Here is a 14,332-nt window from a genome sequence, read left to right on the forward strand (position 1 = left end):
CATGGGCACGTCAACGGCGCGGGCACGGGCCGCGCGGCGAGGAGCACCACCCCGGGCGCTCACCCGGCGCCGGGATCCGGCCACGCCGCGACCAGCGTGTCCACGTCCGGGAAGCGGGGGCCGCCGATCGGCGCCCGGAGCGTTTCACCGGTGAGCCAGCAGACTTCGCCGGGGCTGCCGTCGCCGATGTCGAACAGGCAGCACACTCCCCCGGCGGCCGCCGCGAGACCGGTGAACGTCTCCCGGACCGTGGCGGAGCGTTCGAAGAGGCGGCTCATCGCCGAGGTCGCCGCCCAGAACTCCATGGACGCGTAGCCCGGGTGGTGGGCGGACGCGAAGCGGACCGTGGCGTAGATGTAGCCGACCTCCAGCCGCCCGTCGGCCGCCGGGGCGTAACCGGGCCGGTCGGCGTACGCGCGTACCGCGTCGTCCAGGCCGAACATGAGGGAGGTGTCGAGTTCGAGGTCGTCGCCGGTGGTGCAGTCGACCGGGTCGCTCCCGAACTGCGAGGTGAAGGGAAGGGCGATCCGGTCACCACCGGGCAGTGTGACGTGGAGCGGAGTCCCGTCGGGGTCCGGCGCCGCCAGCTCCGTCAGCGCGGCCAGCGCCCCGGCGACGTTCTGCGGGCGCAGGTAGATGTCGTAGCTGTAGGTCAGCCCCATGAGCGATGCCCCTCCCCCTCGGCCGGGCCGGTTCGCACCTTCTCATGAACCCGCGGCCGGGCCCTGACGATTTTTTTTCGCGGGCCCGGGCCCCGTCATCCGGCCGCGTACGCCAGCGGCGGTGCGATCGCCTGGGCGTCCGCTCCCTCGCCGACCCACAGCCCGATGAACAGCGCCGCAGTCGCTTCCAGGAGCCCCGCGCGTTCCAGTGCGCCGCCCGGCACGGGCTCGCACCCGGTGTCCCGTACGAGCCGGTGCACGCACGCGAGGGAGGGGCCGTCGTCCCCGCACACCGGTACGGCAAGCGGGCGGCCGTCGAAGACGGGCGGACGCATGCGCCATACGTCCTCGTGGCAGAGGTTGAACGCCTTGACCACGTGCACTCCGGGCGCGGCGTCGGCCAGTCGCTCCGCCGCCGAGACGCCCCCGCGGGTCAGCAGCCGGAAGCCGGGGCCGACGGGGTTGGAGCAGTCGATCAGCGCCTTGCCCCGGAGCTCGGGACCCAGGTCCCGCACCACTTCGGCCCCGGCGCCGAAGGGCAGCGCGGCGAGCACCACGTCTCCGGCCGCGGCTGCCTCGCGGAGCCCGGCGGCCTTCGCGCCGCCGCCGAGCCGTGCCGCGAGCCGCCGGGCGCGCTCCTCGTCGCGTCCGCCGACCACGACCTCGTGCCCCGCCCGCACCCAGTGGGTGGCGAGCGCGTCCGCCATGTTCCCCGCGCCCAGTACGCCGATCCTCATCACGCGTGTCCTTTCGATGGAGGCCTGTTCAGCCGTTCGCATCGACGCTAGAACGCGGCTCGGGCACCATCTGGTACGTGACCACCGACGCCTTTCTCGCCGACTGCCGCGCCCGCCTGGCGTTCGACCTGCTCTCCCACACCTGGAACGCCGTGGTGCTCTGGTCCCTGCGCGACGGCCCCCGCCGCCCGGTCGAACTGCGCGAGCACATCGGGTCGATCAGCCCCAAGGTGCTCACCGAGACGCTGCGCCGCCTCCAGTTCAACGGACTCGTGTCCCGGCAGGCGTACCCCGGCTCCCCGCAGCGCGTGGAGTACGCGCTCACCGGCCTCGGACGCACCCTGCTGGGGCCCATCGACACCATCGGGGCGTGGGCCTTCGAGCACGGCGACGAGGTGATGGCGGCGCAGGACTCCGGCGCGGACGAGCTGTAGCGGCCGGCCCGCTCAGGGCAGGATCGAGTCGACGTACCCGCCGTCGACGCGGAGGGCGCCGCCCGTGGTGGCGGAGGCGTACGGCGAGGCGAGGTAGACGACCATGTTGGCGATCTCCTCGGGCTCGATGAGGCGTTGCAGCAGGGACTGAGGGCGGTGCTTGACCATGAACTCGTGCTGGGCCTCGTCCCAGGGGAGGTCGTCGCCGACGAGTTCCCGGACGAAGTCCTCGACGCCGCCGGTGTGGGTGGGTCCCGCGATGACGGAGTTGACGGTGACCCCGGTACCCGCGGCGTCCTTGGCGAAGCCGCGGGAGACGGCGAGCAGCGAGGTCTTGGTCATGCCGTAGTGGATCATCTCGGCGGGGATGACCACGGCGGAGTCACTGGCGATGTTGAGGACGCGCCCCCAGCCCCTGTCCTTCATGCCCGGCAGACAGGCGCGGATGAGGCGGACGGCGGAGAGGACGTTGACCTCGAAGTAGCGGCGCCACTCCGCGTCCTCGATCTCCAGCGGGGCGGCGGAGCCGAAGACGCCGAGGCTGTTGACCAGGATGTCGACCGGCGGCGCGGCCTCCAGCACGGCCGCGGCGCCGTCCTCGGTCGCGAGGTCGCCCGCCGCGCCGGTGACCTCCTCGCTCCCCGAGGCGGCCCGTACGGCGTGCACGGCCTCGGCGACCCGCTCCTGGCCGCGGCCGTTCACGACGACATGGGCGCCGGCCCGGGCCAGCCCGACGGCGATGGCCTCGCCGATGCCCTGGGTGGAGCCGGTGACCAGGGCGGTGCGGCCGGAGAGATCGATGTGCATGGCGGGTCCTCCTCGCGCCGGGGCCGGCGACACGGCCCGCGCGGGTCAGTTGAGGGTGTCGGGGTCCGGGCCGGTGCGCAGTCCCCGGTCGAGGGCGGCGAGGTCGGCCAGGTCGGCGTCGGTGAGTTCGAAGCCGAAGACGTCGAGGTTCTGCCGGATGCGGGCGGGGGTGACGGACTTGGGGATCACGATGTTGCCCGTCGCCAGGTGCCAGCGCAGCACGACCTGCGCGGGGGTTACGCCGTTGGCCTGAGCGATACGCGTGATCGCCTCGTCCGCCAGCACCGCGCCCTGGGCCAGCGGGCTCCACGCCTCGGTCGCGATGCCGTGCTCGGCGTGGAAGGCGCGCAGCTCCGCCTGCTGGAGGCCGGGGTGCAGCTCGACCTGATTGACGGCGGGGACGGTGCCGGTGTGCTCCATGAGCCGCCGCAGGTGGGGGACCTGGAAGTTGGAGACGCCGATCGCACGGGCGCGGCCGTCGGCGAGGATCTTCTCCAGCGCCTTGTACGTCTCCACGTACAGGTCCCGGGCCGGGGTGGGCCAGTGGATGAGGTAGAGGTCCACGTGGTCCAGGCCGAGCTTGTCCAGAGAGGCGTCGAAGGCGGCGAGCGCCTGGTCGTAGCCCTGGTCGGCGTTCCACAGCTTGGTGGTGACGAAGAGCTCCTCGCGCGGCAGTCCGGAGTCCGCGATGGCCCGGCCGACACCGCGTTCGTTGCCGTAGACCGCGGCGGTGTCGATGCTGCGGTACCCGGCGTCCAGGGCGTACCCGACGGCGGTGGCGGTCTCGTCGTCGGGCACCTGGAAGACGCCGAAGCCGAGCTGGGGCATGCGGACGCCGTTGTTGAGGGTGAGGGTGGGCACGGAAGCCATGGGGGTGGTCCTTTACGTGTTCGTCGTATGCCGTGCGGCGAGCCGGGCCGGCTCGCCGCACATGCATGCAAGCGCGCCTTACATGCATAGACAATACTTGCACACGCTTACTAATGCAATCGACGGCTTCCCGCGTCGGTCACTCCCCCACATGCAGCCCGAAGCCCGTGCGGCCCGTCGGTTCCAGGCCCTCCTTGAGGTGCAGGGACGGGATCTCGTAGTCGCCGAAGTTCTGGCGGCGGTACGGGACCGGGGCGGTCGTCTCCAGCGTGAGCAGGCGTTCCTGCCAGGCCTTGGCCGCTTCCGGGTAGTCCGCGTCGGTCATCCGGTCGGTGCCGTACAGGACGAACGGCGGAAGCACCTCGAGGCCGGGGTAGTGGAGGATGCCGTGCTGGATCGGGAAGAGCAGGTCGTCGATGGGGCCGTTGATGCCCCGGGGCGCGTAGTGGGATTCCAGGCCGCCGACGGTCACCGAGAGCAGGGCGCGGCGGCCCGCGAGGGTGCCTTCTCCGTAGCGCTCGCCGTACTTGGTGTCGCTGTGCTCGCCGACGCCGTACGCGAAGTGGAACGTGAACACGCGGTCCACCCAGCCCTTGAGGATCGCGGGCATCGTGTACCACCACAGGGGGAACTGGAAGATGACGGTGTCCGCCCACAGCAGCTTCTCCTGCTCGGCGCGCACGTCCGGGGTGAGCGTCCCGGCGTCGAAGGCGCGGCCGGAGTCGCGGGCCGGCCTGAGCGGGTCCGAGGCGTCGGGCCCGTAGTCCGCCGCGTCGACGGTGGTCTTCCAGTTCATCGCGTACAGGTCGCTCACCCGCACCTCGTGCCCGGACGCCTCCAGGGTCGAGACCGCGAGGTCCTTGAGCGAGCCGTTGAGGGACTTCGGCTCGGGGTGGGCGTGGACGATGAGCGTCTTCATGGGAAACGCACTCCTTCGGATCGGATGGGTTCGATCCTGGACGCCGGGGCGTCCGTTGTTCAGGGGCGCCGCTTCCATCCGACGGGACTTCCTGGTACCGGCAGGGCCACCCTCGCGCGGGCCGGGCGTGGCCATACTGGGGGCATGGACGATCTCGCGGGATTCCTGCGGACCCGGCGCGCCCGGGTCGACCCGGCCTCGGCCGGCATCTCCGCCGACAGCCGCCGCCGGGTGGACGGGCTGCGCCGCGAGGAGGTCGCGCACCTGTCCGGGGTGAGCGTCGACTACTACGTACGCCTGGAACAGGGGCGCGCCACCCAGCCCTCCGAGCAGGTCCTCGACGCGCTCGCCCGTGTCCTCGGTCTGGACGAGACCGAGCGCGAGCACCTCGACCGGCTCGCCCGGCAGCGGCGTCGGCGCGCGAAGACGCCCGGCGGGCGGGTCCGGCCCGAGCTGCTGCGCGTGCTCGACCTGGTGACCGACGCACCCGCGCTGATCATGGACCACCGCATGGACGTCCTCGCGGGCAACCGCCTGGCCCGGCTGCTGTACGGCCGGGCGCTGCCGGGGATGAACACCGCCCGGCACCTCTTCCTGGAGGAGGCCGAGCGGGGTCTGTACGCGGAGTGGGAGCAGTGCACCCTGGACGCGGTCGGCCACCTGCGGCTGGCCGCCGGCAAGTATCCGGACGACGCGCGGCTGGCCTCGCTCATCGGGGAACTGTCGATGGGCAGCGACCGCTTCCGCCGGCTGTGGGCCCGCGCGGACGTCCGGGCCCGTACGCATGGGCGCAAGGTGTACCGGCACCCGCTCGTCGGTGTGCTGGAGCTGCACCAGGAGAACTTCTCGCTGGTGGACGCGCCGGGCCGGGAGATGATCGTGCTGTCGGCGGCGCCCGGCAGCCCGGCGGAGGACGGACTGCGGCTGCTGGCCGGGCTGGGCGCGGAGAGCGACGGCGCACCCGACCGGCCCCGCGTCCGCGAGGAACGCCCCCGCTAGCGCGCCGCCTCGAAGCGTGCCAGGTGGTCCTCGCCGAGCCGGACGTCCCGGGCGGCGAGGGCTTCCTCGACGTGCTGGACGCGGCTGACGCCGACGATGGGGGCGATGCCCCGGTGCAGCAGCCACGCCAGGACGACCTGGTTCTTCGTCGCTGAGACCTCATCGGCCACCTCGTCCAGGACCGCGAGGACCCCGGCGGTGCCGGGGTGGTCGTACGTGGCGGGGAACGGCTTCTCCGGGCGCGTGTAGGAGCCCCAGAGCAGGGAGCTGTACGCCCACACCTCCAGCCCTTCCGCCTCGGCGAGGTCCAGGTCGTCGGGCGTGAGGTGGCGGTGGCCGCCCTCAGCGACGGGGGTGAGCGGGCGGGGCTGGACGAGGGAGTGGCGCAGTTGCAGGGCGGTCCACGGCTCGACGCCCTGCTCGCGGGCCAGGGAGCGGGCGCGCTCGACGCGCCAGGCGGGGTGGTTCGCCGCGCCGACCCGCAACGCCACGCCCTTGGTGACCAGTTCACCGAAGGCTCCGACGGTCTCCTCCAGGGGGACGGTGCGGTCCTCGGCGTGGGCCCACAGCACGTCGACGTGGTCGACGCCGAGGCGTTCCAGGCTTGCCGCCATGCCCGCGTGGACGGCGCGGGCCGAGAGGCCTTCGGCGCTCTGCGGCCAGGAGTGCGGGACGAGCGGGTTCTGCCGGACCTTGGTCGCGATCCGTACGGCGCCGCGGGCGCCGGGGCGGGCCGCAAGCCACGCGCCGATGACGCGCTCGCTGGCACCGCCGACGCCGCTGGGATCGGCCCAGAAGGAGTAGCAGTTGGCGGTGTCGAGCCAGCCGCCGCCACCGGCGACGAAGGCGTCCAGGATGGCGAAGGACGTGTCGGGGTCGACCTGTGTGCCGAAGCCCATGGTGCCCAGAACGATCCGGGGGCTCGCCTCGTTGATGTCGGTGGCGTGCGCGTCGGTGCGGTTCGTGTTCGCGTTCATGTCCGTCATGCTCGGCGTTGAAGTGCGCTCCAGGTCAAGCCCGTTCTTCGAAACCTTCAGGAGTTGTGGTGGCGTATCTCGCGGAATCGGTCGAGTCGATGGAACAACTCACCGTCGGCTGGCGGACCATGGTGCTCGACCGGGACGCCGGCGCGGACGTACGGGACCTGCCCGGGATCGCCGTGCGCTGGGCCGACTGCGGCTTCGCGTTCTGGAACTGCGTCACCCTGACCGACGTCGGCGCGGACGCGGCGCTCGCCGCCCGGCGCATGAGTGAGGCGGCGGACATCATGCGGGCGAAGCGGCGGCCCGGCTTCCTCTGGGTCTTCGAGGGGCTGCTCGACCCGGAGGCGCGCGCCTCGCTGGACACGGCGGCCGAGCGTGCCGGACTGGCGTACGCCTTCCCCGGCACGGGCATGGCGGGCGACCTGTTCCCGCTGCCCGAACCGGCCCACCCGGAGCTGGAGTTCGTCCGCGTCAGCGAGGACGAGCACCTGTTGGCCTACGCGGATCTCAACTCGCGCGCGTACGGCTTCCCCCTGGACGCGGGCCGCGACGGGCTGGCGGGGTCCGCGCTGTGGAAGAGCGGGGTGCACGCCTATCTGGGCCTGCGGGAGGGGGTGCCGGTGACGTGTGCCGCGACGGTGGAGGCGGCGGGGCGGCTCTTCGTCGTGCTGGTCGCCACCGATCCGGCGTGGGAGCGCCGGGGTTACGGCGAGGCGGTGACGCGCAAGGCGCTGTACGAGGGGGCCCGCGCCACCGGGCTGACCCGCGCCACCCTGCACGCGACGGCGGCGGGTGCCCCGGTGTACCCCCGGATCGGATTCACCCCCAATTCGGCCATGCGCTTCTACGGGTTGCAGGAGTGAGGGAGGCCGTCGGCGCTGTCACACAACCATGACACGCGGGGTCACAACCCGGGGCGCGGGTGGCCTGTCCAACTGGGTGAGACGACGGGCTGATCCACCCGTCGTCGGCGGGACGCGGCAACCGGCCGCGCCGCCCACGCCCCGGGGGGGGGAAATCTTGAACACCGTTGCACGCAGCCTGCGTTCGTCCGCCGTCGCCTCGGCCGCCGGCCTGCTCCTGACCCTGACCGGAGCCGCCCTGGCCCCGGCCGCCCTGGCCGACAGCGGCCCGCCCATGCTGGCAGTCTCCACCGACGCGCCCGCGATGATCGGCCTCGGCGGTCTGCCGGTCGCCTTCACCACCACGGCGTCCAACCCCGGCCCGAACGACACCTCGTCGGCGCGCCTGATCTACCGCATCGACGGTGAGAACGGGCTGCCGGAGCACGCCCTGAGCCTGGAGTACCGGCTCGACGGAACGACCTGGAAAGAAGTTCCGCTGGAGGTCAGCAAAGGCTCCGTGTACGGCGGCGAACTGCCCGAGCAGTTCCCGCTGGCCGCCGGGAAGTCGCGGACCGTGCAGTTGCGGCTCGGCATGCCGATGGGCACCCCGCACAACGGCTCCAGCAACGGCGGCACCGACCACCTCAAGCTGACGACGATGATCTCCTACGGGGCCGCGGGTGCCGCCAACGACACCGATGTGGACAACGTCGCGGTCAGCGGGCTGGACACCCGCCTGTCGGGGGTACCCGCCACCGCGGTCGCCGGCGGGCCGGGGATCACCTTCAAGGCCACGGTCGACAACCCGACGCCGTCCGCGTACGAGAACGTGAGCGATGTGATCATGACGAGCCGCCACGCCTCCGTCCAGGTGCTGCGCTCGGGGAAGTGGACCACGCTGAAGCCGATCACCGACAGCGCCGAACCCGATGTGTACGGCTTCAACGTCATCGGCCCGGACGTGTCCATCAAGGCACACGGCAGCACGTCCACGCAGGTCCGGGTGACCTACCTCAAGAACGCGCCGGCCGGTAAGACCATCCTGAACCCGTGCGCGATCGTCAACGAGGGGCCGGGCACCTTCCGGGGCACGTTGAGCTGTGGCGACAGGGCCACGGTCACAGTGAAGAAGGCGGCCGCCTCCGGCACCCCGTCCCCCTCCCCCTCCGTCACCGCGAGCACATCGTCCTCCCCCGCCGCCACGGGCACCGGCTCCACCTCGGCGTCGTCCGGCATGTCCGCGCAGCTGGCCGAGACCGGGGGCGGCGGCCTCTCGGCGACCGCGGTGGGCGCGGCGGGCCTCGTCGCGGCCGGGGCGGGCGCCCTCGGCTTCACCGCGGTGCGCCGCCGTCGCGGCCGGGCCTGAGCGGACGGCGGACGGGTCCGGTCCCCGGCGCGCGGGCGTCGGGGACCGGACCCGTCCGGGTCGCTCGGGGTCAGGAGGCGATGAACCGAGCCACCTGACCGAGGACGACCGTGTCGGCCAGGTACCCGATGTGGGTCTGGCAGAGCACGTTGTTGTTCGTCGCGCCGCTCAGCCGGGTGCTGGTGTACGGGAGGATGACGCCGTCGCACGCCGAGTACCAGGTGGCGTACTCGGTGTCGCCGGGGGTCTCGTCACCGGAGCTGATCTGCGCGATGAACGAGGAGCCCGGGTACATCTGGCGGCAGGTCGTGTAGATCAGGCAGGCTCCTGCGGCCGTGGTGCCGTGGTTGGCACCGGCGAGGGACGCGAGGTGGCTGACGCTGGTGTTGCCGCCCAGCACCTTCAGGTAGTACTGGCTGACCAGGCCGCCCATCGAGTGGTTGACGATCGCGACCTTGCCCGCCCCGGTCCGGGACTTCACGTTGTTGACGAAGGCGGCGAGGCCCTGGGCGTTGGTGACGTTGTCGCCGTAGGAGTCGTACTCGTACGCGAACAGGTTCGCGCTCGACCAGCCGTTGAGGCGGAAGACGCTCATGGCGGTGGTCCAGTTGGAGGCGCTGCCGGTGTAGCCGTGTACGAAGACGACCGGGGTGCTGGTCGACAGCGGCCGCACCGCGGCCGCGCGGGCCGGGGCGGACGTCTCGGCGGCGGCCGGGGACGACGGCGAGAACAGGGCGAACGCGACCGTGACGGCCGCGAGGACGCCGAGGAGCCTGTGCGGTGAACGACGAGCCATGGGGCACTCCTGAGGGGAACGCGGGGATGTGGTGGCCTGCTCGCACAAGGTGCCGGGCAGGGGGTGTCCACGCCATCGGCGAATTCACCGGTCTTCGTGAGCCGTGTGCGGGTGTTCCGTGGCAGCCCGGGCCGGGGAACGGTGGTTTTCAGCCGTTCGGGCCCGGGACGCGGTGTTCCGCCCCCGGGCGGCGCGGCGCTCGCGCAGAGTGCTGCGTATGACCACACCCGCTGAGCTGCTCCGCCTCCTCGCCCGCACCCGGGCCTCCCTCGACGGGGAGGAGGTCACGTACTGGTGGTCGGGCGATGTGTACGCATGGGCGCCCGACCAGCCCTACCAGCGCCTCTTCGGCTTCGAGGGGGTCAATGCGGCCCGTCTCGTCCAGGACGCCGATGCCGGACCGGACGCCTTCCAACTGCTCACCCGCGAGGCCGCCTTCTACCTCGACCCGCAGACCCGGGAGATCCTGGAGACCTGGCAGGACCTGCCGGTGGTGCACGTCTGGAACGACCCGGCCAACCAGAAGTGGCGGCCCTTCCCGGTGCCCATGACGGAGCTGGGCAGCCAGGTGTGCTTCAGCCTGGAGATCCCACTGGCCTATCCGTCGCCGCTGCCCGTCGCGGAGTACCCCGTGCACTCGTCCGGGGACACCTACCGGGCGCTGGAGCTCTTCCAGTTCTTCGCCGACCGGGCGGACCTGGCCGGTCCGGCGCCGAGTGTGCCCGCCACCATGTCGTGGACGCGGATGTCCCCGTGGCTGCCGTGGATGGCCCGGGGCCAGGCGCCGGGCGGGCTGACGTTCCACTGCCGGGGCCGGAAGCTCGGTTCGTACGCGGAGGTGCCCGAGCGCACCCGCGCCTACATCGCCGACCGGCACCCGGAGTTCGCGCACGCGCCGGAGCGGTGGAGCGAGCCGAACGAGACCAGCTGGACATACTTCCGCAAGCTCAATCCTCCGGCGTAGCAAGGAGCCGCCGCCCGGCTTATGGACACCGCGTCATGGGCGTGCTCTCATGCCACTTGCCCTTTTCCAACGATGCACAACGAGCGGTGCGGTACGGACGGGCCTGCCGGTCGGGGTGAGAACGGAGTCGCACATGAAACCTCCATCCGCGAGGCGGCGCAGAGGGCTGCGGCGGTGGATCGGTGGAGCCGCCGTCCTCGGGACCGCCGCGGCCATGACGGTGACCGGCACGGCGGGTCCGGCCTCGGCCGGCGGTCCGCGCAGCCACCGCGTCCCGACGGTGACCTCGGGCGACGCCCGGTTCCAGGTCCTGTCGCCGACACTGATCCGGACCGAGTACGCGGGTGACGGGGCGTTCACCGACGAGGCGACGTTCAACGCCATCGGCCGGGGCTCCTTCACCCCGGCGGCGTACACCGCGAAGACGGCGGACGGCTGGCTCACCGTCAAAACGAGCGCGGTGACGCTGCGGTACAAGGTCGGGTCCGGGCCGTTCGACGCGAGCAACCTGTCGGTCCGGCTCAACGCGGGCCACTCCCCCGTGACCGCCACCCCCTGGCACCGCATCAGTTGCCCGCCCGGCGCGCTGTGCGAGGCGGAGAACCTGCGGGCAGGCGGGGTCTCCGTGGCGTCCGACCACGAGGGCTACACCGGAACCGGGTTCGCCGCCGGGTTCGAGAGCACCGGCGCTTCCCTGTCCTCTGACATCGATGTCAAAGCGGCGGGCTCCTACCGGTTCGCCGTGCGGTACGCCAATGCGCGCGGCGGTGACGGCAAGAGCGAGCCGCGCACCCTCACCCTGTCGGTGGACGGCGGTGACGAGCAGCGGGTGACGCTGCCGCCGACGGCGGACTGGGACAGCTGGGACACCGTCTCCGCCGGGGTCCGGCTGGACGCCGGGCACCACACGGTCGGCCTGACCCGGGGCGCCGCGGACTCCGGCAGTGTGAACGTGGACAGCGTCGCGCTGCTGGGCGAGGGCGAGGCGTACCCGCCCGCGTCGAGCACGGCGATCGCCGACTGCCGGTTCGGGGTGAGCTGCGAGGCGGAGGCCGGGCGGGTCGTCGGTACGGCGGCCGCCGCCACCGACCATCAGGGCTTCGCCGGGAGCGGCTTCGTCGCGGAGCTCAACCAGGGTTCCTCGCTGACGACCCATGTGGTGGAGGTCCCCTCGGCCGGGACGTACACCCTGCGCGTCCGTTACGCCAACGGCCCGGGCGGCGACGGCCGGCACGAGGCGCGCACCGCCTCCGTGTCGGCGGGCGGCGCCACCGGGACCCTGTCGTTCCCCGCGACGGACGACTGGGACACGTGGTCCACGGCCACCCTGCCCGTCCACCTGGCGGCGGGCGCCAACGACGTCACCCTCGCCTGCCCGGACGCCGGGAGCTGCCATGTGAACGCGGACACCGTGTCCGTCGCCGCCCCCGGGGACCCGGCTCCGCAGCCGCATCTGGCCCTCGGCGGCTACCGGCGCGGCCTGGACGGCGTCACCGGCGACGGCGCACCGCCCGCCACCACGCCCGGCCTGCTCAACCAGGACGGCTGGTATCTCCTGGACGACACCCCGTCCGCGCTCTACGACTCCGCCACCCGCAAGGTGACCCAGCGCTCCGACCACGGCGGCGCCCCGTACCAGGACGGCTACCTCTTCGGCTACGGGCACGACTACAAACGGGGCCTCGGCGACCTGGCGACGCTCACCGGGCCGCCCGCGCTGCTGCCCTCCTGGGCGTACGGGGTCTGGTACTCGGAGTACATCGACCGCACGGACGCCGACTACCGGAACACGATCCTGCCGAAGTTCCGGTCGGAGGGTGTGCCGTTGGACGTGCTGGTGACGGACACCGACTACAAGGCCGTCAACGCGTGGAGCGGCTGGGAGATCGACCCGGCCAAGTTCCCCGATCCGAAGGGGTTCTTCGACTGGTCCGAGTCCCAGGGCCTGCACAACACGCTCAATGTGCACCCCAGCATCCTCGCCGCCGACCCCCAGTTCGCCCAGGCACAGAAGACCGCCAAGGGCAAGCTGAAGAAGGGTGGTTGCGCGGGCGGCGCGGGCTCCGACTGCTACACCTTCGACTTCGGGGACCCCGATCAGTTGCAGGCGTACATGGATCTGCACCGGACCATGGACGAGCAGGGCAACGACTTCTGGTGGCTGGACTGGTGCTGCGACGCGGCCCAGTCGTCGCTGCCCGGTGTGACCCCGGACGCGTGGATCAACCAGCAGTACGCGGACGCCACCGGCCGCCACCTCGACCGGCCGTTCGTCCTCTCGCGCGCCTTCGGTTCGCTCCAGGCGGGCGGCTACAGCGGCCAGCAGGCGGTACCCACCGGGCCCTGGGCCGACAAGCGCACCACGGTCCACTTCACCGGTGACACGTCGTCCACCTGGGGCACGCTGAAGTTCGAGGTCGGGTATACCCCGGCCGAGTCGGCGGCGACGGGCATGGCCAACGTCACGCATGACATCGGCGGCCACAACGACACGACGGGCCTGAAGGGGTCGGAGACGTACACCGACGGCGGCGGCACGCACACCACGACGAAGCTGCCCGACGACCTGTACGCGCGCTGGGTGCAGTTCGGCACCTTCCAGCCCGTCGACCGGCTGCACAGCAACCACAGCGACCGGCTGCCCTGGCAGTACGGCCCCGAGGCGTCGGCGTCCGCGAAGAAGTTCCTCAACCTCCGGGAGAAGCTGCTGCCGTACACGTACACCCTCGCGGAGGAGGCCAACCGGACCGGTGTGCCGATCGTCCGGCCGATGTATCTGGAGTACCCGGAGGAGCGGCAGGCGTACGAGAGGGCCGGCAGCGAGTACTTCTACGGCTCCGACCTGCTGGTCGCCCCGGTCACCACGCCCGGCGCCTCCGCGAAGACGTCGGTGTGGTTCCCGCCGGGGCAGTGGACGGACTACTTCACCGGCAGGACGTACGAGGGCGGCACCACCCAGGACGTGACGACGACGCTGGACACCATGCCGGTGTTCGTCAGGGCGGGCGCGATCGTCCCGGGCCGTACGCAGGACGTCGCCCACGACGGCGCGGCCGGCGCGGACGACCTCACGCTCACGATCGCCCCGGGCCGGTCCGGTTCGTTCAGCCTGTACGAGGACGACGGGGGTGCTGCGGGCAAGGCCCGGAGCGCCACGACGAAGGTCTCCTACAGGGAGTCGGGCGGACGCCACACGGTGTCGGTCGGAGCGGCGAAGGGGTCCTTCCGGGGCCAGGCGAAGGACCGTGTGTGGACCCTGTCGGTCAAGGCGGACCACGCGCCCCGGCAGGTCACCGCGAGCGGGACTCACCTGTCCGCCCAGGCGTACACGTGGGACGCGGGCTCCAGGACCCTGACCGTCACCCTGCCGAAGCGCAGCGTCCGTGCGCCGGTGACCGTCACTTACTGGTAGCGAGCGGCCCGCCCCCGGTGGGAGCCGGGGGCGGGCCGGTGAGCGGCGCGGGTCAGCGGACTTCGAGGGTCCGCTGTTCCTTCAGCGAGGCGCAGTTGGAGTTGTCGACGGACACGGACACGTTGGCGATGTGGCCGCCCCAGCTGACGCAGTGGCCCTTGCCGTAGGCGTAGACCGGACCGGCGTACGACGTGTAGTTGCCGTAGTCGCTCGCCGAGGCGTCGGTGTCGGGGACGTAGATGTACGCCGACATCTCCTTCGCGGCGCCGGGCGTGGACCGGATGGTCACGACACAGTTCTTGCCGTTCGACGCGTTGTACGTCAGGTAGACCGTGCCGAGGGAGCCCACGGCGGCGGAGTTGACGGTCTTGTACGCGCTGCCGCAGACCTTCTGCGGGGTGGTGTTGGGCGCGGCGGATGCGGTCGGGCCGAAGGCGGCCGTCGCGCCCACCATCAGGGTGGTCAGGGCCCCGGCGGTGGCGAGAGTACGGATGTTTCGCATATTTCCCCCTTGTAGTTCCAGGAGTGTTTTGCTCCC

The 14,332-nt window shown here is 72.0% G+C and carries 14 protein-coding genes; 6 read left to right on the top strand and 8 right to left on the bottom strand.

Translation table 11 applies throughout. The annotated features are described in order from the left end of the window. Positions 1 to 59: 59 nt before the first annotated feature. Positions 60 to 662, bottom strand: coding sequence for a hypothetical protein (locus AMK18_RS31125; protein ID WP_073865427.1), 603 nt, complete (start codon positions 660 to 662; stop codon positions 60 to 62). A gap of 95 nt (positions 663 to 757) precedes the next feature. Further along, positions 758 to 1,399, bottom strand: coding sequence for an NADPH-dependent F420 reductase (locus AMK18_RS31130; protein ID WP_073865428.1), 642 nt, complete (start codon positions 1,397 to 1,399; stop codon positions 758 to 760). A gap of 77 nt (positions 1,400 to 1,476) precedes the next feature. Between AMK18_RS31130 and AMK18_RS31135 the strand changes: the two genes are divergently transcribed. Beyond that, the gene (locus AMK18_RS31135; RefSeq protein WP_073865429.1) at positions 1,477 to 1,833 is read left to right on the top strand and encodes a winged helix-turn-helix transcriptional regulator; all 357 of its coding nucleotides are present in this window, start codon (positions 1,477 to 1,479) and stop codon (positions 1,831 to 1,833) included. 12 nt (positions 1,834 to 1,845) lie between these two features. Here AMK18_RS31135 and AMK18_RS31140 read toward each other — a convergent pair whose 3' ends face one another. The 3 genes from AMK18_RS31140 to AMK18_RS31150 all read right to left on the bottom strand — a co-directional run bounded on the left by AMK18_RS31140 (position 1,846) and on the right by AMK18_RS31150 (position 4,429). After that, positions 1,846 to 2,640 carry an SDR family NAD(P)-dependent oxidoreductase gene (locus tag AMK18_RS31140; RefSeq protein ID WP_073865430.1) on the bottom strand — a complete coding sequence of 265 codons (795 nt, stop codon included), beginning with the start codon at positions 2,638 to 2,640 and terminating at the stop codon, positions 1,846 to 1,848. Between the two features lie 45 nt (positions 2,641 to 2,685). After that, positions 2,686 to 3,510 (bottom strand): aldo/keto reductase, encoded by an 825-nt coding sequence (locus tag AMK18_RS31145; RefSeq protein ID WP_073865431.1) that lies wholly within the window; start codon positions 3,508 to 3,510, stop codon positions 2,686 to 2,688. A 139-nt stretch (positions 3,511 to 3,649) separates the two neighbouring features. Continuing rightward, on the bottom strand, positions 3,650 to 4,429 hold the full coding sequence (locus AMK18_RS31150; protein WP_073865432.1) for an NAD(P)H-dependent oxidoreductase: 780 nt from the start codon (positions 4,427 to 4,429) through the stop codon (positions 3,650 to 3,652). Between the two features lie 144 nt (positions 4,430 to 4,573). Here AMK18_RS31150 and AMK18_RS31155 point away from each other — a divergent pair, with 144 nt between their 5' ends. Continuing rightward, positions 4,574 to 5,428, top strand: coding sequence for a helix-turn-helix transcriptional regulator (locus tag AMK18_RS31155; RefSeq protein ID WP_073865433.1), 855 nt, complete (start codon positions 4,574 to 4,576; stop codon positions 5,426 to 5,428). On the opposite strand, the gene AMK18_RS31160 is transcribed toward AMK18_RS31155, so the two are convergent. Next, entirely contained in the window at positions 5,425 to 6,405 is a 981-nt protein-coding gene (locus AMK18_RS31160; protein ID WP_443333242.1) for an aldo/keto reductase, read from the bottom strand. The genes AMK18_RS31155 and AMK18_RS31160 overlap by 4 nt on opposite strands. A gap of 68 nt (positions 6,406 to 6,473) precedes the next feature. On the opposite strand from AMK18_RS31160, the gene AMK18_RS31165 reads away from it, so the two are divergent. Further along, complete coding sequence (locus AMK18_RS31165; protein WP_073865434.1) at positions 6,474 to 7,274, top strand: GNAT family N-acetyltransferase; 801 nt, start codon at positions 6,474 to 6,476, stop codon at positions 7,272 to 7,274. Between the two features lie 157 nt (positions 7,275 to 7,431). Beyond that, positions 7,432 to 8,622, top strand: a complete 1,191-nt coding sequence (locus AMK18_RS31170) for a hypothetical protein (RefSeq protein WP_073865435.1) — start codon at positions 7,432 to 7,434, stop codon at positions 8,620 to 8,622. Between the two features lie 70 nt (positions 8,623 to 8,692). On the opposite strand, the gene AMK18_RS31175 is transcribed toward AMK18_RS31170, so the two are convergent. Continuing rightward, the gene (locus tag AMK18_RS31175; RefSeq protein WP_073865436.1) at positions 8,693 to 9,418 is read right to left on the bottom strand and encodes an esterase/lipase family protein; all 726 of its coding nucleotides are present in this window, start codon (positions 9,416 to 9,418) and stop codon (positions 8,693 to 8,695) included. A gap of 217 nt (positions 9,419 to 9,635) precedes the next feature. Here AMK18_RS31175 and AMK18_RS31180 point away from each other — a divergent pair, with 217 nt between their 5' ends. Together AMK18_RS31180 and AMK18_RS31185 are read left to right on the top strand one after the other, a co-directional pair. After that, complete coding sequence (locus tag AMK18_RS31180) at positions 9,636 to 10,382, top strand: DUF1838 family protein (RefSeq protein ID WP_073865437.1); 747 nt, start codon at positions 9,636 to 9,638, stop codon at positions 10,380 to 10,382. A gap of 214 nt (positions 10,383 to 10,596) precedes the next feature. Further along, complete coding sequence (locus AMK18_RS31185) at positions 10,597 to 13,794, top strand: TIM-barrel domain-containing protein (protein ID WP_073865438.1); 3,198 nt, start codon at positions 10,597 to 10,599, stop codon at positions 13,792 to 13,794. Positions 13,795 to 13,846: 52 nt separating this feature from the next. On the opposite strand, the gene AMK18_RS31190 is transcribed toward AMK18_RS31185, so the two are convergent. Further along, the gene (locus AMK18_RS31190; protein WP_018102969.1) at positions 13,847 to 14,296 is read right to left on the bottom strand and encodes a hypothetical protein; all 450 of its coding nucleotides are present in this window, start codon (positions 14,294 to 14,296) and stop codon (positions 13,847 to 13,849) included. Between the last annotated feature and the right edge of the window lie 36 nt (positions 14,297 to 14,332).

Source organism: Streptomyces sp. CB01249 (genome assembly GCF_001905735.1).
Classification (GTDB): domain Bacteria; phylum Actinomycetota; class Actinomycetes; order Streptomycetales; family Streptomycetaceae; genus Streptomyces.